A 21,256-nucleotide genomic window follows, 5' to 3' on the forward strand; every position below is an offset into this window, starting at 1 on the left:
GGGGCGGGGCCGGGCGGGGCTCACGGGTCCTGCCGCCCGGCACCCGGCGGGGATCAGTCGGTCGGGGCTTGGCCGGTGCCGAAGCAGGTGAGACAGAGGGCTTCCTGCCGGTCGCTGCTCTCGCGCTTGCTGCGGGTGCCGACCTTGAAGGACTCGGAGACCTGGCCGGTGGTGCAGTCCGGGCACGGTGTGGGCTTGGGCTTGGCTGTTCGGCGGGCGGAACGCTTGGCTGCGGTCACGGGCTTCTCCTTTCAGGCATGGGAGGGGTAGGGACGTGGCGCGAAGGCGGTCATGCCGACCGGGGGAAGGGGGTGTTACCAGGACTCGGGGACCGTCACCGTTGCGGCGGGCGGCGCCGGGACTTCGGCGGGGATGCTGGCCTCGGGGCGGAACGGCTCCAGTGCCGGAACGTTCGGGGTGAGGTGCGCGAACTCGCGGCACACGGCGGCGACTTCACCCAGCGATGTCCTCGGGGTGCGGATGCGGGACCAGCCACCGGAGGAGTCCCCGGCGATCGCGGTACCGGCGCGTTCGGCAGCGATGGCGGTCGCGGCGACGACGGCGAGTTCGTTGATGTCGCCCAGGCCCATGTCGGCGGTCTGCTTGTCGTTGCAGCGGTGCACCACTCGGCCGGTGAGCTGTGCCCGCAGGGCGGTTGCGCCCTTGCCGAGTTCGGAGCCGAAGCGCTGCCCGCACACCTCCAGATAGATCCCCACCGCACGGGCCAGCTGCGCGAGGCGGACCAGTTGCGTGACCATGCGGTCCCGGCGGGCGGTGTCCGTCTTGGAGGGGATCAGGAACAGTTCGGCGATCTCATCGATCAGGACCACGATCGGGGTCGGGCGGAGCTGCTTGGGCAGGCCCCAGATGTCCGAGGTGATGTCTTCCAGTGGGGTGGCGGGGCCGATGCCCTGGTGCAGGCACAGCAGGTCGAACCGCGCTTCCATCTCTACGATCAGCGCGTCCAGCAGCCCTTCGGCCTGATCCGGAGTGATGGCGAGCGCCGACAGACGCGTGGCGAACGGGCTCTGTTCCACGCCGCGTTTGCAGTCGATGCCCACGATGGCGACATCCAGCGGCGCGAGCCCTTTGATCAGGCAGCGTTGATACATCGACTTGCCCGACTTGTTCGCGCCCAGGGTGAGGCCGTGCGGGATGTCCTGGTAGTTGCGGACGAACGGCAGGCCGTCTTCCCGCAGAGCGACACTGACGGAGAGCGGGCCAACTGCCAGCCGGCGGGGCATCCGCACATGACCGAGGACGTCGAAGCCGGTTAGCCGCAGGTCGACCACACCGGGCTTGATCTCGGCGACGTGGACGGAGTAGACGCCCCAAGCGTGCCGCAGTCGTTCGGCCGACTTGACCACGTCTTCCGGAGCCAGTCCCGCGGCGAGCCGCAGACGGAGCCGGAGTCCGGTGGTGGTGGGGCGTATCCCGCGCACCTTCGGGATGCCGGGTCGGGACACGGTGTCGCCGGCGGACAGCTTGTGGGCGAAGACCCGCCACCACGGAGGGGTGACGGTCAGCTCACAGGCTTCCATGGTCCGGCGGTAGGAGGAGAAGACCCGGTACAGCGCGGCCGGGAGACCGACCAGGGTCCAGTACACGGCCGGGGCCTTGACACGGGCCACCAGGAGCAGGGCGGTACCTATCACCGCCAGCGCTAAGAGCGTTCCTCCGCTCATGGCGATCAGGCCTTGCCGTTGGAGGCGGCCGGTACCTGCGCAGCCATCACCGCGGTTGCCTTGAAGCTGATGCCGTGCCCGAACTCGTTCTCCCACGGGGTGGCGTACAGACCGGGCAGAGCCACCGGCATACCGGGTACCAGGTCCGGCTGAATGCCGTCCTCGGTGACCACGACGGTCACGGCATCCGGCCGACCGTCCACGATCACGGCCACGTTCACGTTGTACTGAACCTGGCCAGACTGCTTGTCGACCGCGATCTCGCCGGTCTTCTGGTTCTTGACCTTCTTCTCCGGAGCCTGGATGAGCATCAGCGTCATGGCTTCGGTTTTCAGAGGCATCCTGCGCATGAGTCTTACTCCTTGCTGGGAGGGTTGATCCAACTGGCAAGTGGCGCACGCCAGTTGAACTGGCTTGCACCAGTAGAACTGGCTCAAGCCAGTTGCGTCAACCCCCTGCATGGAACTGGCGCAAGCCAGGACGTAAACTGGCGCCAGCCACTAGGAGAGGTAGTGATGACCGACCAGGCCGAAGATCGAAGGCCGCTGAGTCGACGGATCGCGGATCAACTCCGCAAAGAGATCGAAAGCGGGCAGCATGCGCCCGGCGCGAAGCTCCCGTCCCAGCGCAAGCTTGCGGAGCGGTTCGGGGCCGTCCGCAACACAGTCGACGAAGCCCTGAAGATCCTCGCCCAAGAAGGGCTGGTGGTCGCTGAGCATGGTCGGGGCGTGTTCGTTCGCGTGAAGCAGCCCCTTATTCGCCTGGGCAGCGATAGATACTCACCGAAGTACCGCGAATCAGGACTGTCGCCGTTCCTTGTGGAATGCGCGAAGCAGGGCAAGGTCGGAAGGTTCGAAGTCCTTGGCATCGAGCGCATCAAGCCGGACAACGCCCTAGCGGACCAGCTCAAGGTCTCCGACAAGACCAAGTCCGTAGTGCGTCGAGAGAATGTGTTCTACGCGGATACAGACCCCGTCTATCGCGTGACGACATGGATCCCATGGCGCATCGCGCAGGGAACGGGCCTCCTTCAAGCGGAGGTCCCTCACCAGTACGGAATTCACGGAGTCTTCGAAGACAAGGGCCACGCGATGGCCCGTATCAGCGATGAGATCACGGCACGCATGCCCACACCGGACGAAGTCGGATACCTGAACCTGTCTCCCGGCGTGCCCGTCATCGAGGTGATGCACACCAGCATCGACCAGGACGGCGAACCCTACGAGGTGACCAGGTTCGTGATGCGTGCCGACATGAACGGACTCAGTTACAACGTCCCCGTCGAATGAGAAGTCAAAGCTCAGGAGTTCTCCGTGAATGCTGACGCAACAACCGAGCCAAACGTGATCATCCGGACTCGCACTGACGAGGATCTCCCCGACACTGCCGCCGGGCTCGTGACAGTTCACACCACCGACGGCTATCCCGTGGAAGGCGTGGACGACCCTCAGGGATGGCTGAGCCCGCCGGGACTGCTCGAAGCGTGGGTGGCCGAGATAGCAGGGCAAGTCGTGGGCCATGTCGCGGTCAGCCGGCCACAGGGCGAAGAAGCTGTTTCGCTCTACCTCAAGCAAGCGCAGGCATCAGAGGACCAAGTCGGCGTTCTTGCAAGGCTCTTCGTGCTGCCACAGGCGAGAGGGAAAGCTGTAGGTGAAAGCCTCGTCCGGGAAGCCGCCTCGTACGCCCGAAGGCAGAACCTCGCCCTCGTTGGCGATGTCATGACTAAGGATGCTGCTGCGATCCGTCTCTATGAGCGGCTCGGCTGCCAGATCATCGGAAGCACCACTCACACCTACGGCGAAGGGCAGCAGACGTCCGCTCTTTGCTTTGTCGCACCAACCGACTGACCAGCGGCGCGAGCGATAAGCGGCAGCGCGGACAGAGTTTCCCTACATCATCAAGGCTCGCTGCGCTCGCTGACCGACCCAGGCTCCCACCGCAGCCAAGCCCCATGTCACCAGCACCGTCCCATGCCTGCCGTGGACCCGAGTGGCCCCAGGAGACAGCAAGGACATCAGACGTCAGGCCCGGGGGATGAGGCGGACGCTCGGGAGAACACCACAGTTGACGCATCGAGCGTCTGCTTTCCCGGCCTCCTGAACTGCGTAGCAGTCTGATCAGAGATCCGAGGTGCCGCACGGAGTGCGGCGGCGCCGGCCGGACGCCGCCGCGCTTGCCCCTCCATGTCTACGCCACCGGGGCCGCACGTCGTCGCCCGCCCGCGCCCACAAGGGGGCGAAAAGAACCAGGCCGGGGGTGGGGACGGTCGGCTCCACGGCTTTACCCACACTCCCCGATTCGGGTCCCGCGTCGAGCAAGACCAGGGGGCCACTCGGACACATTGCGGGCAGAGGTGAAGCCTGCCCGAGTAGCCGGCAAGCGTACGGCCCCCTGATCATGCACGACCCCAAACCGGGCAGGACACCGGCCAAACCCGCTCCACCGACCTCTGTCTGTCGCGACGAAGTCGGCCGGGTCGTACTGCTTTGACCTGAACTGGCTTGATTGAGTGAGATGGCGAGGCGGCCGCCAATCTCGTGCCCCTTACGTACGTCCGCCAGACGGGCGAATGTGCCATCCGGTTGGGGGGGGGCTCGTACCGGACCGGTTGCCGCGCTCCGTATTTCGCTGATCACTGAGAGTGTCAGCATGAAACGGGTTGCACCGCCCTGGCCACGCCGTTGCTCGACAACGTGGGGAACAGGCAGTCAGGGCGGGCGCGCGACGCCCCTGGAGAGACCATGAGCTATCAGCAGGACCTTACTATCTGCCGCGAGCTCGGCGAACGCCACGGCGAAGGCCGGGCGCTGAACAGTCTCGGCACTGCGCTGCAGCAGGTGCGGCAGTTCGACGAGGCCATAGCGACCCACCAGCAGGACCTCCTTATCTGCCGCGAGCTCGGCGAACGCCACGGCGAAGGCCAGGCCCTGAACAACCTCGGCACCGCGCTGCAGCAGGTGCGGCGATTCGACGAGGCCATCGACGCCCACCAACATGCCGCCACCCGATTCACCGAACTCGGCGACCACCACCGCGAAGCCCAGGCCCTCAACAACCTCGGCACCGCGCTGCAGCAGGTGCGGCAGTTCGACGAGGCCATCGACGCCCACCAGCATGCCGCCACCCGATTCACCGAACTCGGCGACCACCACCGCGAAGGCCAGGCCCTCAACAACCTCGGCAGCGCCCTGCAGCAGATGCGGCGATTCGACCAGGCCATCGACGCCCACCAACAGGCCGCCGCCCGATTCACCGAACTCGGCGACCACCACCGCGAAGCCCAGGCCCTCAACAACCTCGGCAGCGCCCTGCAGCAGGTGCGGCGGTTCCACGAGGCCATCGACGCCCACCAACAGGCCGCCGCCCATTTCACCGAACTCGGCGACCACGATGGCGAAGGCCAGGCCCTGAACAACCTCGGCAGCGCCCTGCAGCAGGTGCGGCGGTTCGACGAGGCCATCGACGCCCACCAACATGCCGCCGCCCGTTTCATCGAATTCGGCGACCACGATGGCGAAGGCCGGGCCCTGAACAATCTCGACACCGCCGTGCAGCAGCGGGGCCTATGGCGGGTGCTCACCGGCAGGGGTCGTGGCGATCGGGTACAGCCGTCTGCTGCAGATGCCCCTCTGCCTGCGGAACTCGCTCCAACGCCGCACGTCCCTGCGCTCCCATCCGCGGCCCAGGTGCCGCCGGCATACATGGACATCGACGATTGACACCAACAGCGGCACACACCGCCGGAAGATCATGGACTCCACGTGGTCAAATGACCTGCAGTGCGGCAGTCGGGGCTGATCGCAGCCCTCCCTCGATCCAGCCAGCGGTGGAAACTCTCGACTCGGTAGACAGACCACGCTCATGCCTGCCCAGGTCAGAAGCCGCAGGCGTCGAGCGACCGCAGGTGGCACACTCAAAACCAGGGCAGGAAGTAGGCCAACGCCCCTACGATCTGCTGCCAGAGACCCCGTGCCCTTTGCGTGCCCGATCCGGCGGGAAGCGATGGGGACTCACAGGGAACGACGGCCAGAGCAGCGGTCAAGCCCAGGTCAGACGATTCCCAGCCCAGGCCGCACCCGCATCACTCGTCTTCCAAACAAGTGCACCAGGACCCGGCGCCGGCGCTTGACTGCGCCATTGAGACTCCACCTACCCAATAGTGCCCGTTAGGTCTGCCGACTTGGCTGGTGGGGCGCGGTGGAGGGATGGGGCTTGGGGAGACGGAGCGCCTCCAGGGCGACTGGGCCTGCCATTGCCTGGCTGTGCGCGTCGGGCAGGGCAGGTGTAGAGAGGAGGTGTGTCGCAGCACCTCGTCGGTCTTCGCCGGTCGGTGCGAGCGGGTCATGCGATGGCGGCCGTCCCGATCGCGCTGATAGTGGCGCTTGTCGTGATCGACGTTCTTGCGCCGGCCGATATTCACCTGGGTCCTTTGCTGGTCGCAGCCCCGGCGATCACCGCGTCGTTCGCCGGCCCCTGGCTGACGGGCCTGGTCGCCGTCCTCGCGGTGGTGGCTCAGGTGTTCATCGCGGTGCTGCGCGATCGGGACGAGTTGTTCTCGGCGAACCACCAGGCACAGATCGGCGCCCTGGTCCTGGTCGGATCGAGCCTCGTGATCTTCTGCGTGCTGCGGGAGCGCCACGCCAGAGAGCTGACGCAAGTGCGGTACGTGTCCGAGACCGCCCAGCGAGTGGTCCTGCGGCCGCTGCCCAAGCAGATCGGACCGCTGCGAGTCGCCTCCCTGTATCTTGCCGCGGAGGCCGAGGCCCAGATCGGCGGCGACCTGTATGCGGCCGTACGCACGAGCTCCAGCACCCGGCTGATCGTCGGCGATGTGCGGGGCAAAGGCATGAGCTCCGTCGGTGACGCCGCCCTGCTGCTCGGCGCGTTCTGGGCCGCCGCCCATCGGCAGGCGACTCTGGTCGAACTGGTGGACTATCTCGATGGAAGCGTGTGCTGGAACCTGGCCGAACCCGGCGAGACGGACTGGGCCGGAGAGACCTTCATCACCGCCGCCATTCTGGACATCCCCGACCAGGACAGCATGGTCGACATGATCGACTGCGGGCATCCACCGCCGATTGTGCTGCGAAACGGCCGCGCCACGACGATCGATGCCTACCAGCCCGCGCCTCCGCTGGGCCTCGGCGAACTGGCGTCCACTCGCTACCACGTCGACGCATTCACGTTCGAGGTAGGAGACCTCCTGCTGCTCTACACGGACGGGGTCATCGAGGCCCGCGACTCCACCGGCGCCTTCTATCCACTCACCGAGCGAATCACAGGCTGGACCCAGAGCAACCCCGACGCATTCCTGCATCGCCTCCGGCGTGATCTGCTCGACCACGTCGGCGGACGGCTGGGCGACGACGCCGCCATGATCGCGATCAAGCGCCAACCCACACCTCAGGCGTGATTACTCAAGCATCGCGAGCCAAGTAGCTGGCCGGCAGAACGTGTACGCGGGCACCGAGCTCAGAGTTTTGGCTGCTCCCAAGACGGACGCAAGGGGCCTCGCGAGCCGTTGCAGTACAGCAGCGAAGTACAGCAACCACCGCGACCGCAGCTGACCGCTACCAGCCCCAGGCAACCGGCTGACCAGCCCGGCAAACCTCAGCGACCGTCCCGCCGGTAGTTCGGGACGAAGAGGTCGTGGCGGATTCGAGCAGCGGCGGAGCTGAGGCAGTGCGATGTCAGAGCCCGATGAGAGTGTGTCCGGCATGGAGACACCCATGGCCCCTGACATCGGGTATGAGGAACACGCCGTCATCGCCCACTTCCTGCTTGCTGCTGGCGGTTTTGGCGACGCCGACCAGCGAGAGCGGGTCTACGAGGCTGAGGAGGTGATGGCGGCGGCGGCCGAGGAGGCCGGTGTCGGCGAGGTCGACGGCAACGAGTTCGGAGGGGGCAAGGCTGTGGTCTACGCCTACGGGCCTGATGCAGATGCTCTCTTCAAGGTCTTGGAGCCGACTCTGCGCAGTCTGCCCTTCCGCCCGGCACACGTCGTTTTCAGGCGGGGGGACATCGAGTCCCGTGTTGACCTGTAGGGCTGCCCAGGCACTGAGGAAACTGACGACGGCCCTGCGCGAAGTCCGGGCCGTCTCTGGGCCGTGCGAGGGCGCCCGACGCCGACCGACAACGACAGAAGCCCACGGCATCTGAACTGGTCAGAGCCGTGGGCTTCTTCTGTCCCGCTGGTCAGCGGAAGGGCTGATTAGTAGATCGGCTTGTCCGGCTCGATCTGGTTGACCCACCCGATCACGCCGCCGCCGACGTGCACCGCGTCCGCGAAGCCCGCGGACTTGAGCACCGCGAGGACTTCCGCACTGCGGACACCCGTCTTGCAGTGCAGGACGATCTTCTTGTCCTGCGGCAGCGTCGCCAGCGCGGTGCCCATCAGGAACTCGTTCTTCGGGATCAGCCTGGCGCCGGGGATCGAGACGATCTCGTACTCGTTGACCTCACGGACGTCGATGATCTCGATGCTCTCGCCGTCGTCGATCCACTCCTTGAGCTGCTTGGGAGTGATCGTCGAACCGGCCGCCGCCTCCTGGGCCTCCTCGGACACGACGCCGCAGAAGGCCTCGTAGTCGATGAGCTCGGTGACGGTGGGGTTCTCGCCGCAGACCGCGCACTCCGGGTCCTTGCGGACCTTGACCTGGCGGTACTGCATCTCCAGGGCGTCGTAGATCATCAGCCGGCCTACCAGCGGCTCGCCGATGCCCGCGAGCAGCTTGATGGCCTCGTTGACCTGGATGGAGCCGATGGACGCGCAGAGCACGCCGAGCACGCCGCCCTCGGCGCAGCTCGGGACCATGCCGGGCGGCGGGGGCTCGGGGTAGAGGCAGCGGTAGCAGGGACCGTGCTCCGACCAGAACACGCTGGCCTGGCCGTCGAAGCGGTAGATGGAGCCCCAGACGTACGGCTTGTTCAGCAGCACGCACGCGTCGTTGACCAGGTAGCGGGTCGCGAAGTTGTCCGTGCCGTCGACGATCAGGTCGTACTGGCTGAAGATGTCCATCACGTTCTCGGCCTCGAGCCGCTCTTCGTGCAGGACGACGTTCACGTACGGGTTGATGCCGAGCACCGAGTCCCTCGCGGACTGGGCCTTGGAGCGGCCGATGTCGGCCTGGCTGTGGATGATCTGGCGCTGCAGGTTCGACTCGTCGACCTCGTCGAACTCCACGATGCCGAGCGTGCCGACGCCCGCCGCGGCGAGGTACATCAGAGCCGGCGAACCCAGGCCGCCGGCGCCCACACACAGCACACGGGCGTTCTTCAGCCGCTTCTGCCCGTCCATCCCGACATCCGGGATGATCAGGTGGCGGGAGTACCTGCGGACCTCGTCGACGGTGAGCTCAGCAGCTGGCTCGACCAGGGGTGGCAGCGACACGGGGACTCCGTTGGTCGGTATGTCAGTACGGTGGTTCTTTCCGTAACACTGCCACGGCCCTCCTCATTCCGAGACACCCGGTCCGATCTGCGAGACGATTTCGTCCCAGTAGCCGGGCAGTGCCTCGAATGCGGTGCTATGTCCTCTGTGGTCGGAGCGCGCGGTCCGGTCGGTGAAGAAGATCGTCCCCGCGCCCTGCCAGCGCGCGATGCGGGTGGCCTCCTCCAGATGGGTGCGCGGCACCCCGTGGACGAAGTGCGCGAACCGCTCCGGCGGATAGTCCGCGGTCCACTCCGCCACCTGCGACCAGCGATAATCGGTCCATGGCCCGGAGAAGGTGACCAGCTGGTCGGCGACCTCCGCATAACCGGGGTAGGGGTGCGAGCCGTGGCCGAGGACCAGATGCCCGCCGTCGAGGACCGCCTCCAGCGTCGCCGTCGTACGCCGCACCTCGTGCAGATCGGCCCGGTCCGTAGGACAGCGATCCAGCAGGAAGCCGTCCACGCGGTACCACTCGAGGTAGTGCTGCGCATCGGAGACGACATCCCCGAAGGGGCGCGATCCGTGCGCCATGTCGATGTGCCCGAGCACCTGCACGCCCGCGTTGCGCACCTTGCCCGTGGCTTCCAGGCAGTGCGGGTCGGGGCGGTCGCCGGGGCCGTCGTCGACATTGAGGACGACCCAGTGCAAAGGCGTGCCGGGACGGGTCAGTTCGGCCCATTCGACGGGGGCGAGCAGCGGGTGGGCGTAGCCGGGGACACCGAAGCCGAGCCTCTCCGCGCTGGTCGCGGAGAGCTGGGTGCCGGTCGTGGTCAGATGCGGCATGCTGCCTCCATCCAGATGTCGGCCAGGGATTCTTCGAGGTTGATACGGGGACGCCAGCCGAGCCGGTCGCGGGCCGTGCGGACATCCGCCTGCTGCCAGCTGCCGCAGCCGTCGGGGTACGGCGCGGGGGTGGCGGACAGCTGCTCCAGTACGGATTCGGAGCGCGGCGCGCCGATGGACGGGCGGCCGGAGGGCCCGTCGAGCTCGTGCAGCGCGCCCGCGTAGCCCGCGACCCGGGCCAGCACGGCGGCCGCGTCGCGCAGCCGTACGGCACGTCCCGTGCCGATGTTGACGACGCCCTGCGCGGCGGACAGGGAGGCGGCGTGCACGGCGCGCGCCACATCCCGTACGTCGACGAAGTCACGCTGCACTCCGAGGCCGCTGAGCTTCAGTTCGCCGTCGCCCGACTGCATGGCCCGGCGCATCGCCTCGGCGAGGCGGCCGAGCGGGGAGCCGGCCGGGGTGCCGGGGCCGACGGGCGAGAAGACCCGCAGTACGACGGCGTCCAGGCCGGAGCCGAGCACCAGCTCGGTGGCGGCGAGCTTGCTGACGCCGTACGGCCCGCCGGGGCGCGGAATCGCGTCCTCCGCGGTGGACGAGCCCTGCTGGGAGGGCCCGTACTCGGAGGCGCAGCCCAGCTGAACGAGCCGGGCGCCGCAGCCGCTGCGGCGCAGAGCCTCGCAGACGGTGGCGACGGCGACGGTGTTGTGCCTGGTCAGATCGCGGGCGCCGCCGCGGGTGGCGCCGGCGCAGTTGATGACGACGCCGGGGTGGACGGCGCCCAGGAAGCGGGTGAGCGCGCCCGGGCTGCCGCCGGCGAGGTCGAAGCGTACGTCGGCGTCGTCGCCGCGCCCGAGGGCGGTGAGGTGCACGGCCGGGTCGGCGAGCAGCCGGTCGGCGACGAAGCGGCCGAGGAATCCATTGGCACCGAGCAGCAGCACCCTCATCGCGCGGCCCCTCGGTGCCGACGGGCCGAAGTTGGGGGTTCGGGGGTCATGTCGCTTTCTCCTTAAGGGTGTTGCTGTCGATGCGGCTGCTGGTGCTGCCGGGGTTCGTCCGCCGTGTCGGCTCCGCGGACGGTCTGGACGGTGTGCGCCGAGGCCCGGGACAAGGCCGCGGTGGCGTGGGTCAGCAGGCCGAGGGCGGCGGCACCGCAGGCGATTGCCGGCAGGGATCCGGCGCCCCAGGAGCCGACCGCCGCCTCGATGGGGCTCGCCAGGAAGCCGCAGCGGGGCAGCCGTCCGGCCAGCAGCAGCACGGGGGCCGCGACTTCGGCGGCGCAGGCGGCGGCGAGTCCCGCGGCCGCGGCCGCGGCGAAGCCGTGGACGATGAGCAGCCGGGCCAGGAAGAGCAGGGCGCCGAGGGCGACTGCGGGGGTGAGGGCCTTGTGCGGGAGGACGAGCCCGGCCAGCGCGAGGAGCGCGGTGAGGGCGCAGACGAAGAGCAGTGCGACTCCGAGCAGCAGGGGGCGTGCGCCGGACGCGAACTCCTCCAGACCACGGCTGCCGTCCAGCTTGCGCCGGGCGTGTACGGAGAACAGGCGGGCGCACCAGGCTGCCGGGGCGACGGCGAGGGCGAGGGCGACTAGCGGGGCGGCGGTCAGCGGCAGAGGTCCTTGGGGTCCCCCGCCGGCGATCTGCTCCAGCATGCCTTCGCCGTACGCCGCGTACGCCAGCAGCCAGAGAGTCCACAGGCGCAGCGCGGGGACGGTACGCCCCGCCGCGCGCAGCGGCCCGCGCCGCAGGCAGAGGGCGAGCGCGACGACGGTACCGACCGCGCCCGCGGCCCCCGCCACGAGCCGGGCCGCGCCGTCGGTCGCCTCCAGGCCGACGACGGCGAGGGCGCATACGGCGCCCGGCAACAGCGTGAGGAGCGCGCGCCCGGCGCGCCCGGCCTGTCCGGATCGCGATTCGTCGACGCGCGCCCCCGTACGTGCGGGGCCGGGACCCGACTCCGCTCCGCGCGGCACGCGCGCGTACAGCTCTTCGGCGAGCGAGAAGACGTCCCGGTGACGAAAGCGCGCGGCGGTCCGGTCGGTGACGCCGTGGGCTTCGAGGCCCGCGGCTATCTCCAGGGGATCGACGGCCCGCTCGCACAGTTCCCGGTGGTGGTGCATGAGCGCCTTGACGGGGTCGGCGGGGCCACGGCGCAGGGCGGGGGGCTTGCCCGGCCTTGCGGGCGCGCCCTGACCGGCCTCGGTGATGCGGGGCGTACTCATGCGCTTGCCTCCCCTGCCGTGCCCGCCGCCGCGGCGACGAGCCCCGGCCCGTCCGCCCAGCGTGGAGTGCGGCCCTTGGACGGAGCGCCGCCGCCCGCCCAGTGGCCCGGTACATACGCCTCGGCGGGATGGGCGAAGGGCAGCGGTTCGCCGTCCTCGTTCACGGCCTCGCGCTGCACCGGGGAGTGCGAGATCAGCTCCAGGTAAATGCCGCGAAATGCCGTCAGGTTCTGTTCGACCGTGAAGAGTTCGAGCGCCCGGGCGCGCGCGGCGGCGCCCAGCCGTTCGCGGCGCTCCGGGTCGCGCAGCAGCGCGAGGCAGGCGTCCGCGAGCGCCCGCGGATTGCGCGGGGGCACGACGAGGCCCGTACCGCCGATGACTTCGACGACGGCGCCGACATCCGTCGACACCGTCGCGCGGCCACAGAACATCGCCTCGACCAGGCTGATCGGGAAGCCCTCGACGACGCTGGACAGGACGACCACGCCCCCGGAGGCGTACGCGTCGGCGACCTCCGGGGCTTCGGGTCCGCCGATCTCCTCGAAGGAGACCGGGTTGGTGCCGACGGCGTGCGCGTCGGCCGCCTCGTCCGGGAAGAGCTGGGCGGCCAGCGCCTTGCAGTGGGCGAGATACGTCGCCGCCTCGGGCTCCCGCACCGGCGCGCCGAACAGCCGCAGCCGGGCCAGCGGCTCCTTCTTGCGCACCTCGGCGAAGGCGTGGAGGAGCGCGATGAGGTCTTTGGCGGGATCGATCCTGCCGACCCAGACGAGGGTGTACGGGTCGCCACTGTCCGCGCCCTCCCCCACCGCTTCCCCCACCGCCGCGAAACGGTCCGCCTCCATTCCGGGATAGACGGTCCGCAGCTTGGCGCGGTCGGCGCCGCATTTCTCCTGCCAGCGCCGGGCGTGCGTGTTGCCGGGCGTGATGACGGATGCCTGGGTGTACACCTCGGCGGCGAGCCGTCCCTGGAAGGCGGCGAGCAGGGCCCGTACCGGCGCTGTCAGCTCACCGTCGCTCGCGGCCAGATAGTGCGCGCGCAGCTGAACGCCGTACTCCGTGACCAGCAGCGGGACCCCGAAGAAGCGTTTGGCCACCAGGCCGGACAGGGCAGCGGATCCGCCGGAAGCGGCGTGGCAGAGGTCGACCGCGCCGAGGCCGTCCTCGCCGTACCAGTCGAGGGAGAGCGGGCGTAGCGCGCGCTCCAACTGGTCGGCGAAGGCCAGGTAGTCGGGGACGGCGGCGGCGCGCACGGTGCGGCGTGCGCCGTGGGCACGGCAGGCGGATTCGATGACGCGGACGGCGAGTTCGGAGCGCAGGGCGGCGTAGAGGCCCCCGCGCTCGTGGGCGAGTTCGGCGAGCCCGTACAGCCCGTCGGCGAAACCGTCGCCCTCGCCGCAGACAGCGGCGGCGAGTTCCTTGAAGTGGCCGACGAAGCGCCGTCGTTCACGCCGCCCGTATGTGCGTCCGTCGTCCTCGGGCGCCCAGAGCGGGGCGGTGCGCACGCGCTGCACCTGCGGCGGGAGCGGGATCCAGCCGTGGTCCTCCTGCCGCGCGCTGCGGCTGAGCGCGTAGATGTCGAACTCGTGCTGCGCGAGCCCCTGCACAAGCCGGTCGCACCACAGCCTTTGATCACCTGTCGCATACGGATAACCACCTTCCGTAAGCAGTCCGATCCGCACCGGTGCACCCCCGATCTCCCTTGTGGGCGGCCACCGTTGGTCCGGCGACTCACAGCGGGAAGACGGTAAGCCGGTACTCCGGTGGCGCGACGGACGGTTGTCCATCACGCCACCGGAAGGGGTGAATGCACGTAACTTTCCCACCCAGGTAGCGTTCCGTCGCGCTACGCGGGTATTTGACTACGGAGTGTCAGGCTGCGGCCAGATCCTTGGGGCGGAGCGGCGGGCCGCGGCGAGCACCGTATCCAGCGCGGGCTCGGCGGCGGGGAACTGCTTCGCCGGCCTCAACCGGTGGGGTGCACCCAGGGGTTGGGCTTGCACTGGATCCCGTCGACGTCCAGGGACTTGGTCTGCTGCTGCATCACCGGTGCCAGCGCTCCCGGCGTGCGGCAGTTCACATGCCCATGCCCGAGCCGGTGCCCGACCTCGTGGTTGATGAGCATCTGACGGTAGGGGAACATCGCCTTGTCGCCGTACGTCTCCGAGCCCTGCGCCCAGCGGTACGCGTTGATCATCACGCGGTCGGTGGAGGCGGAGTCGCAGCTGACATTGTCGGCGGTCGTGTCCAGACCGGATTTGGCGCACCACTCCGCGGTGGTCCCCGGACTCGCCAGCGTGATGACGAATTCCGGCTCACCGGACGAGATCCGCTCGAAGGTCATCGCCCCGCCGTGCGCCCAGCTCCGCTCGTCGTTGAGAGTTTCCTGGACCGCCCTGGCGAAGAGCTCGCCGTCCAGTCCGAGAGCCTTCTCGACATCCACCCGGTAGCGGATCTTGCGGCCCTTGCCCGGTGCCTTCTCGAAGCCGGGCACCGCCTCGAATTCCCCGCTCCCCGTCAGCTTCGGATCGATCGAGAACTGAGTGGCCATCAGCTTTGCGTACGCGACCGGGGCGGCCGGAGCGGCGGGCGGCGCGGCCTTCGGCGGCGCCTGCCGGCCGACGGAGCGGGACGCCGGACTCTCCGCGGCCTTCCTGTCCTCGCCCGCGGACTGTGCGCTCGATGCGCCGGAGCCGTCGCCGACGACCTGTCCGGCCACGACGACAGCGAGAACGGTGGCCACCGCGGCGGCGGCGATCCCGGTGAAGGTGCGGCCCTTGCCGGCCTTGGCGGGCTGCTCCTCGGGCGCTTCCTCGTCGTCATCGGGGACATCCGGCTCGGAGACGAGGTCGGGAACGTCGTCCCAGGAGGTGACGGAGGCATACGGATCGTCCCGCCGCGGACCCGGCACCCTGGCCTGTTGCGACTGGGGCCGGGCCTGGGCCTGGGACTGGGACTGGGACTGGGACTGCGGCGGATCGAAAGCCTCGACGAACTCCCGTCTCGGGCCCGGTATCCGCGCCCCCGTGGGGACCGTCCGCGGCGGCGCGAGGGGTGTCCGCACCCGCGGCGCGCCCGCTCCGCCCTGTCCGCCCGGCCTGTTCTCGTACCGCTGCGGGACGCCCCAGCCGCCGCCCGCCTCACGCTGCTCGGGGTGTCCGCCCCTGGCCCGCGGCGTGCCGTACTGGGAGGGGCCGTCGCCGGAAGGGCCGCCGTACCCGGAAGGGGTGTGCTGCTCGGAACCGGGCGCGGCCCCACGCCCGCGCCGCCCGCCGCCGGTGTCCGGGCCCACGCTCTGCGGCCCACCGGCGGGCCGTATGCCGGAACTGTCGTCCGATTCGGAGCCCCTGGGTGCGGGGCCTTTGCGGCTGTGTCGTCCCACGCCCCGATTCAGCTCCTGTCGAAGTCGTTCACCAGTTCCCGGAAGGCCAGAGCGACCGTTTCCGGGTACTCCATCATGGCGACGTGTCCGGCGTCCGGGAGAGACAGCAACCGGGAGTCCCGGAAGGCCGCCGCCGCCCTGCGCGCCATGCGGTAGGCAACGAGCTGGTCCCGCCCCCCGTACACCAGGAGCGTCGGCGCGAGCACCCGCTCCGCCTGCCGCCACAGTCCGTGCTGACCGCCGAGCGTGTACGCGTCAACGATGCCACGCGCCGACCGGGCCATCACTTCCCAGAAGTACGGGAGCTGCATACGCCGCTCCATCTCCTCCACAGCATTGCGCAACCCTTCGTCGTCGACCCGACCGGGGTCTCCGTAACAGAGCGCCATCACACCCCTGGTGCGCTGCTCGGCCGTCCAGTCCTTGGTGAGCCTGCTGAACAGCGAGGCGACCCCGGGCAGCGCGAGCAGGGCGGTGGGCACGGCGGAGCGCTGGACACGCAGCTCGGGCAGGGCGGGCGAGACAAGGGTGAGTGTCCGCACCAGATCGGGCCTGACGGCCGCGACCCGGGTGGCTACCGCGCCGCCCAGGGAGTTCCCGAGCAGATGCACGGGCCCGCGCCCGGCCGCGTCCAGATGCCGGATCACCGCCCGGGCGTGCCCGGTGACCGAGTAGTCGCCGTCGTCCGGCGGCGGCGAGTCCCCGAACCCGGGCAGGTCGACCGCCTCGCCGTCCACGACGTCGTCGAGCAGCTGCATCAGCGCCGACCAGTTCAGCGAGGAGCCGCCGAGCCCGTGCACATAGAGGGCGGGCGGCAGTCCGGTGCGTGCCGGGGGCCGGGATCTGACGGTGAGGGTCAGTCCGGGCAGCGCGACGGAGCTCAGTTCCTCCCCCTCGGCGACCCGTACGGCAGCGACCCTGGGGGCCGCCGCGGCGGTGATGGCGCGAACTCCCGGCAGCTCGGTCGAAGACATGCGGGCAATGTTACGAGACGATCACACTGTGGTTCGTGTGTTCGGCATCACACATCGCGTAGCGTCTTGAATCAGTACCTCCTACGCTCATAGGTAAAGGCAGCTCTCCATGGAAGCGGTGCCTCATGCCTGTCGATCCCACTGACCCGGATGTCGTCGATCCCGTCGACCCGGACAGCTTCGAAGCGGAAGAGGACCTGGACGACACCGAACTCGACGAAGAGGTCCCTGAGGCCGACGCCGCCGAGCAGCTCGCCGACGTACGAGCGGAGCACGACGACCCGCTGACCGACATCGACCCGCTCACCGCGAACGAGGCCGATGTCGTTGAACAGGCCCGAGTTGTCTCTCTCGACGAGGACGACTATCGGTGACCTGCCCCTCTTTGCCCCCGAATAGGGAGCTACCGGGACCGTCCGGTCCGTGAAATTCTGCGCTCGCAGCACGCACAGCCGGGTTACCCAAAAGTACGATGGCGGCGCGGCGCACAGCGCGCACGGAACGAATTTTGGGAGGCGGCGTGACAGCCATCGAGCAGACAGAGGCAGCGCGCCCACGGGGCACACGCCTGCCACGCCGAGCCCGCAGGAACCAGCTCCTGGGCGCTGCCCAGGAAGTTTTCGTGGCCCAGGGCTATCACGCGGCCGCGATGGACGACATCGCCGAGCGGGCCGGCGTCAGCAAGCCCGTGCTCTACCAGCACTTCCCGGGCAAGCTCGAGCTCTACCTGGCCCTGCTTGACCAGCACTGCGAGTCACTGCTGCACGCGGTCCGTACGGCGTTGGCGTCGACGACCGACAACAAGCTCCGCGTCGCCGCCACGATGGACGCCTATTTCGCGTACGTCGAGGAGGAGGGCGGCGCCTTCCGGCTGGTCTTCGAGTCCGACCTGACGAACGAGCCCGCGGTGCGCGAGCGCGTGGACCGGGTCTCGCTCCAGTGCGCCGAAGCGATCTCGGACGTGATCGCCGAGGACACGGGCCTGTCCAATGAGGAATCCATGCTGCTGGCCGTTGGCCTCGGGGGGGTCTCCCAGGTGGTGGCGAGGTACTGGCTCTCCAGCGGCTCCGGCATCCCGCGCGACACGGCGGTGCAGCTGCTCACCTCGCTGGCGTGGCGGGGTATCGCGGGCTTCCCGCTGCACGGCACGGACCAGCGCTGAGGCGCTGCGGCGGCGCGGACGCGGGGTGTTCGCTCCTGGCGTTCCCCGCGGACGTCGGCCCCGTCCGTCGGCCGGGCTAATGTGTGCTGCGTACAGCGCGGCTGACCGCGCATCGCTGACCGTTCGGAGGGACATAGCCGTGGAGGTCAAGATCGGCGTGCAGCACGCGCCCCGGGAGATCGTTCTGGAGAGCGGGCAGTCCGCCGAGGAGGTCGAGCGCGCGGTCGGTGACGCGCTGGCCGGCAAGGCGCAGCTGCTCAGCCTCTCGGACGACAAGGGCCGCAAGGTCCTGGTGCCGGCCGACCGTATCGCGTACGTCGAGATCGGTGAGCCGGCGACACGGCGCGTGGGATTCGGCGCGCTGTAGCAGGGCGGCTCGAGCCACTGGAGCAGTACGCGGGAGGGCCCGGCGGGAATTCCCGCCGGGCCCTCTTTCGCTGCTCAGGTCCGCTGCCCAGGTCCGCCGCTCAGGAAGGGTTGCGTTCCGCGGAGGCCGGGTAGTACGGGCTACGACCGTTTTGCCCGCACCGGCGTCCGTGAGGTGATCAGCAGTGCTGCTGGAAGCGCTCGGTTCAGTCCTGCTCGGACTCGCCCTGTCCTGGGCGGCTGCCCGTCAACTGCCCGACCGTCTTCCGGCCCGCCGCGTGGTTTTCACAACAGGCCCGGCCGGCGCGCTGTTCGGCGCTTATGTGACGCACGCGGCGCTCGGTCCCGGCCACTTCCTGGCGACGCTGCTGGGCGCCGTGGCGATCGGAGCCGTACTGCTCTCGCTGCTGATCCGGCCGTCAACGCGACGCCTGCGCCGAGCGTTCCCTTTCTGAGGCCGCCCGACGCGGCTTCCGCGAAGCCCGAGGAGCCGCGGAAGCCACCGGCGGCGAACCCTGCGGAGTCGCGCAGGCCGCACGAGCCGCCCCGGAGCTAGGCCGCGAGACCCAGCGCCGCCATCCGCTTGGTGTGCGCCTCCGTGATCCTGGAAAACATCCGGCCCACCTCCGCGAGGTCGAAGCCGTCCGCCACACCGCCGACGAGCATCGTGGAGAGCGCGTCGCGGTCGGCCACCACACGCTGCGCCTGGGAGAGCGCCTCGCCCATCAGCCGGCGCGCCCACAGTGCGAGCCGTCCGCCGACGCGCGGCTCGGCCTCGATCGCGGCGCGGACCTTCTCGACCGCGAAGTTCCCGTGGCCCGTGTCGTCGAGCACGTCGAGCACCAGCCCACGGGTGTCGGTGTCGAGCCGGGCCGCGACCTCGCGGTAGAAGTCGCTGGCGATCGAATCGCCTACGTAGGCCTTGACCAGGCCCTCCAGCCAGTCGGACGGCGCGGTCTGGCGGTGGAAGTCGTCCAGGGCCTGGGCGAAGGGCTCCATCGCGGCGGTCGGCTCGGTCTCGATGGCGCTGAGCCGGTCCCGCAACTGCTCGAAGTGGTGGAACTCGGCCGAGGCCATCTTCGCCAGCTCGGCCTTGTCGCCGAGCGTCGGCGCGAGCTTGGCGTCCTCGGCGAGCCGCTCGAAGGCCGCGAGTTCGCCGTAGGCGAGCGCGCCCAGCAGATCCACGACGGCGGCGCGGTACTGCGGGTCGGCGGACGCCGTTGCCCAGTCCTGGGCGGCGATCCCGGTGTGTTCAGTGGCGTTGTCAGGCGTCTGCATAAAGCGCACAATAGCCCGCTTGCCGCAGGGCGGAAGGGGCTGGTCAGGCCCGCGCGCACCTCGGTTCCTACCAATTCACCCAACACACATGCGCGAATCCGGGGTACAGTGGTAATGCGCCTGTCGAGCGTTTTGATTACTCGGCGGGCGATCGCAGTGTATGACTGGGAGATTTAGTCCCCCAGAGTCCCCTTGAGGATGCCCGGTCGGTGGCACGATCGGCTCCCAACCGACCGCCCTCCGCGCGAATCGTGCGCACAGTTGCGTACGACCGCAGATGAGGGGCCCCCTCAGCGGCACGAGCGCTCGAGCGATGGCAGTGGTCCCGCGCCATCCGGCCAACCCACGGCCGGCCCAGTACCCAGGTGCGGTACGACCCCCATCGTTCGCCTCGAGCCGCGTCTCACAGAAGAGGCAGCACCCTGACTACAACTTTCCGGGATCTTGGGATCCTTCCCGAGACCGCCGAGGCCCTCGAAGCCGTCGGCATTATGTCCCCGTTCCCCATCCAGGAGATGACGCTCCCCGTCGCGCTCTCCGGCTCCGATGTCATCGGCCAGGCCAAGACCGGCACCGGCAAGACGCTCGGTTTCGGCCTGCCGCTGCTGGAGCGTGTCACCGTCCCCGCGGACGTCGAGGCGGGCCGGGCGAAGCCCGAGCAGCTGACCGACGCCCCGCAGGCGCTGGTGGTCGTTCCCACCCGCGAGCTGTGCCAGCAGGTCACCAATGACCTGCTGACCGCCGGCAAGGTCCGTAACGTGCGCGTGCTCGCGATCTACGGCGGCCGCGCGTACGAACCGCAGGTCGAGGCGCTCCGCAAGGGCGTCGACGTGATCGTCGGCACCCCCGGCCGTCTGCTCGACCTGGCCGGCCAGCGCAAGCTCGACCTCTCGCATGTGCGCGGGCTCGTCCTCGACGAGGCCGACGAGATGCTCGACCTGGGCTTCCTGCCCGACGTCGAGAAGATCATGAACATGCTTCCGGCCAAGCGCCAGACGATGCTGTTCTCGGCGACCATGCCGGGCGCGGTCATCGGCCTCGCCCGCCGGTACATGACGCAGCCCACGCACATCCGCGCGACCTCGCCGGAGGGCGAGGGCGCAACCGTCGCGAACGTCACGCAGCGTGTGTACCGTGCGCACTCCATGGACAAGCCCGAGCTGGTCTCGCGCATCCTGCAGGCCGACGGCCGCGGGCTGGCGATGATCTTCTGCCGTACGAAGCGGACGGCAGCGGACATCGCCGAGCAGCTCGCCCGGCGCGGCTTCGCCTCCGGCGCGGTCCACGGCGACCTGGGCCAGGGCGCGCGCGAGCAGGCGCTGCGGGCCTTCCGCAACGGCAAGGTGGACGTCCTCGTCTGCACCGATGTCGCCGCGCGTGGCATCGACGTCGAGGGTGTGACTCACGTCATCAACTACCAGTCGCCCGAGGACGAGAAGACCTACCTCCACCGCGTCGGCCGTACGGCCCGTGCGGGCGCGTCCGGTACAGCCGTGACGCTGGTGGACTGGGACGACATCCCGCGCTGGCAGCTGATCAACAAGGCGCTGGACCTCGGCCTGGGAGACCCGGCCGAGACGTACTCCACGTCGCCGCACCTGTTCGAGGAGCTGGACATCCCGGTCGGCACGAAGGGTGTTCTGCCGCGAGCGGAGCGCACCCGCGCCGGCCTGGGGGCGGAAGAGGTCGAGGACCTCGGCGAGACGGGCGGCCGCGGCCGCAAGTCCTCGCCGTCCGCCACGGCCCCGGCACGGGAAGAGCGCGCACCGCGCACCCCGCGCCAGCGCCGCCGTACCCGAAGCGGCTCCACGTTCGACGCCCCTGAGACGACGACGCCGGACGAGACGGGTTCGACCGACGCGGCCGAGGCGACCGACGCCCCGGCTGAGTCGCGGACCCCGCGCCGCCGTCGCCGCACGCGCGTCGGCGCACCGGCCGCGGTGGAGACGGTGGAACTGGTCGAGGCCGAGCCCGTGACG

General features: G+C 69.5%; 21 protein-coding genes. 10 read left to right on the forward strand and 11 right to left on the reverse strand.

Annotated elements, in window-relative coordinates; genetic code table 11:
* Nucleotides 1–53: 53 nt before the first annotated feature.
* The 3 genes from J7E87_RS18730 to J7E87_RS18740 form a co-directional block, all read right to left on the reverse strand.
* On the reverse strand, nucleotides 54–239 hold the full coding sequence (locus tag J7E87_RS18730) for a hypothetical protein (RefSeq protein WP_215095406.1): 186 nt from the start codon (nucleotides 237–239) through the stop codon (nucleotides 54–56).
* Between the two features lie 75 nt (nucleotides 240–314).
* Nucleotides 315–1,685 carry an FtsK/SpoIIIE domain-containing protein gene (locus tag J7E87_RS18735; protein ID WP_215095408.1) on the reverse strand — a complete coding sequence of 457 codons (1,371 nt, stop codon included), beginning with the start codon at nucleotides 1,683–1,685 and terminating at the stop codon, nucleotides 315–317.
* A 5-nt stretch (nucleotides 1,686–1,690) separates the two neighbouring features.
* The gene (locus tag J7E87_RS18740) at nucleotides 1,691–2,035 is read right to left on the reverse strand and encodes a hypothetical protein (protein WP_215095410.1); all 345 of its coding nucleotides are present in this window, start codon (nucleotides 2,033–2,035) and stop codon (nucleotides 1,691–1,693) included.
* 165 nt (nucleotides 2,036–2,200) lie between these two features.
* On the opposite strand from J7E87_RS18740, the gene J7E87_RS18745 reads away from it, so the two are divergent.
* The 5 genes from J7E87_RS18745 to J7E87_RS18765 all read left to right on the forward strand — a co-directional run bounded on the left by J7E87_RS18745 (nucleotide 2,201) and on the right by J7E87_RS18765 (nucleotide 7,729).
* Entirely contained in the window at nucleotides 2,201–2,974 is a 774-nt protein-coding gene (locus J7E87_RS18745; protein WP_215095413.1) for a GntR family transcriptional regulator, read from the forward strand.
* 24 nt (nucleotides 2,975–2,998) lie between these two features.
* On the forward strand, nucleotides 2,999–3,532 hold the full coding sequence (locus J7E87_RS18750; protein WP_308312969.1) for a GNAT family N-acetyltransferase: 534 nt from the start codon (nucleotides 2,999–3,001) through the stop codon (nucleotides 3,530–3,532).
* An 894-nt stretch (nucleotides 3,533–4,426) separates the two neighbouring features.
* On the forward strand, nucleotides 4,427–5,404 hold the full coding sequence (locus J7E87_RS18755; RefSeq protein WP_215095415.1) for a tetratricopeptide repeat protein: 978 nt from the start codon (nucleotides 4,427–4,429) through the stop codon (nucleotides 5,402–5,404).
* Between the two features lie 578 nt (nucleotides 5,405–5,982).
* Complete coding sequence (locus J7E87_RS18760) at nucleotides 5,983–7,098, forward strand: PP2C family protein-serine/threonine phosphatase (protein ID WP_308312970.1); 1,116 nt, start codon at nucleotides 5,983–5,985, stop codon at nucleotides 7,096–7,098.
* Nucleotides 7,099–7,414: 316 nt separating this feature from the next.
* On the forward strand, nucleotides 7,415–7,729 hold the full coding sequence (locus J7E87_RS18765) for a hypothetical protein (protein ID WP_251017636.1): 315 nt from the start codon (nucleotides 7,415–7,417) through the stop codon (nucleotides 7,727–7,729).
* A 167-nt stretch (nucleotides 7,730–7,896) separates the two neighbouring features.
* Here J7E87_RS18765 and moeZ read toward each other — a convergent pair whose 3' ends face one another.
* The 7 genes from moeZ to J7E87_RS18800 all read right to left on the reverse strand — a co-directional run bounded on the left by moeZ (nucleotide 7,897) and on the right by J7E87_RS18800 (nucleotide 16,471).
* Nucleotides 7,897–9,075 carry an adenylyltransferase/sulfurtransferase MoeZ gene (moeZ, locus tag J7E87_RS18770; RefSeq protein WP_215095419.1) on the reverse strand — a complete coding sequence of 393 codons (1,179 nt, stop codon included), beginning with the start codon at nucleotides 9,073–9,075 and terminating at the stop codon, nucleotides 7,897–7,899.
* A 63-nt stretch (nucleotides 9,076–9,138) separates the two neighbouring features.
* On the reverse strand, nucleotides 9,139–9,900 hold the full coding sequence (locus tag J7E87_RS18775; protein WP_215095421.1) for a spherulation-specific family 4 protein: 762 nt from the start codon (nucleotides 9,898–9,900) through the stop codon (nucleotides 9,139–9,141).
* Nucleotides 9,888–10,847 carry an NAD(P)-dependent oxidoreductase gene (locus J7E87_RS18780; protein ID WP_215095423.1) on the reverse strand — a complete coding sequence of 320 codons (960 nt, stop codon included), beginning with the start codon at nucleotides 10,845–10,847 and terminating at the stop codon, nucleotides 9,888–9,890. Before J7E87_RS18780 ends, J7E87_RS18775 begins: the two co-directional genes overlap by 13 nt.
* 62 nt (nucleotides 10,848–10,909) lie before the next feature.
* Entirely contained in the window at nucleotides 10,910–12,118 is a 1,209-nt protein-coding gene (locus tag J7E87_RS18785; RefSeq protein ID WP_215095425.1) for a hypothetical protein, read from the reverse strand.
* Nucleotides 12,115–13,797, reverse strand: a complete 1,683-nt coding sequence (locus J7E87_RS18790; RefSeq protein WP_215095427.1) for a DUF3492 domain-containing protein — start codon at nucleotides 13,795–13,797, stop codon at nucleotides 12,115–12,117. The genes J7E87_RS18785 and J7E87_RS18790 overlap by 4 nt, the downstream gene beginning before the upstream one ends.
* 284 nt (nucleotides 13,798–14,081) lie before the next feature.
* Nucleotides 14,082–15,497: a DUF3152 domain-containing protein gene (locus tag J7E87_RS18795; protein WP_215095429.1), complete on the reverse strand. Its 1,416-nt coding sequence runs from the start codon at nucleotides 15,495–15,497 to the stop codon at nucleotides 14,082–14,084.
* An 8-nt stretch (nucleotides 15,498–15,505) separates the two neighbouring features.
* Nucleotides 15,506–16,471 (reverse strand): alpha/beta hydrolase, encoded by a 966-nt coding sequence (locus J7E87_RS18800; protein ID WP_215095431.1) that lies wholly within the window; start codon nucleotides 16,469–16,471, stop codon nucleotides 15,506–15,508.
* Nucleotides 16,472–16,596: 125 nt separating this feature from the next.
* On the opposite strand from J7E87_RS18800, the gene J7E87_RS18805 reads away from it, so the two are divergent.
* The 4 genes from J7E87_RS18805 (at nucleotide 16,597) to J7E87_RS18820 (ending at nucleotide 18,454) form a co-directional block, all read left to right on the forward strand.
* Nucleotides 16,597–16,845 carry a hypothetical protein gene (locus J7E87_RS18805; protein WP_215095432.1) on the forward strand — a complete coding sequence of 83 codons (249 nt, stop codon included), beginning with the start codon at nucleotides 16,597–16,599 and terminating at the stop codon, nucleotides 16,843–16,845.
* Nucleotides 16,846–16,991: 146 nt separating this feature from the next.
* Nucleotides 16,992–17,633, forward strand: a complete 642-nt coding sequence (locus J7E87_RS18810; RefSeq protein ID WP_215095434.1) for a TetR/AcrR family transcriptional regulator — start codon at nucleotides 16,992–16,994, stop codon at nucleotides 17,631–17,633.
* A 139-nt stretch (nucleotides 17,634–17,772) separates the two neighbouring features.
* The gene (locus J7E87_RS18815; protein ID WP_215095436.1) at nucleotides 17,773–18,000 is read left to right on the forward strand and encodes a DUF3107 domain-containing protein; all 228 of its coding nucleotides are present in this window, start codon (nucleotides 17,773–17,775) and stop codon (nucleotides 17,998–18,000) included.
* A gap of 184 nt (nucleotides 18,001–18,184) precedes the next feature.
* Entirely contained in the window at nucleotides 18,185–18,454 is a 270-nt protein-coding gene (locus J7E87_RS18820) for a hypothetical protein (protein ID WP_215095438.1), read from the forward strand.
* 97 nt (nucleotides 18,455–18,551) lie between these two features.
* On the opposite strand, the gene J7E87_RS18825 is transcribed toward J7E87_RS18820, so the two are convergent.
* Nucleotides 18,552–19,277: a ferritin-like fold-containing protein gene (locus J7E87_RS18825; RefSeq protein WP_215095440.1), complete on the reverse strand. Its 726-nt coding sequence runs from the start codon at nucleotides 19,275–19,277 to the stop codon at nucleotides 18,552–18,554.
* A gap of 515 nt (nucleotides 19,278–19,792) precedes the next feature.
* On the opposite strand from J7E87_RS18825, the gene J7E87_RS18830 reads away from it, so the two are divergent.
* Nucleotides 19,793–21,256, forward strand: a 1,464-nt coding sequence (locus J7E87_RS18830) for a DEAD/DEAH box helicase (RefSeq protein WP_374195194.1), incomplete at its 3' end; no start/stop codon positions are given.

Source organism: Streptomyces sp. ISL-1 (assembly GCF_018614585.1).
GTDB lineage: Bacteria > Actinomycetota > Actinomycetes > Streptomycetales > Streptomycetaceae > Streptomyces > Streptomyces maoxianensis.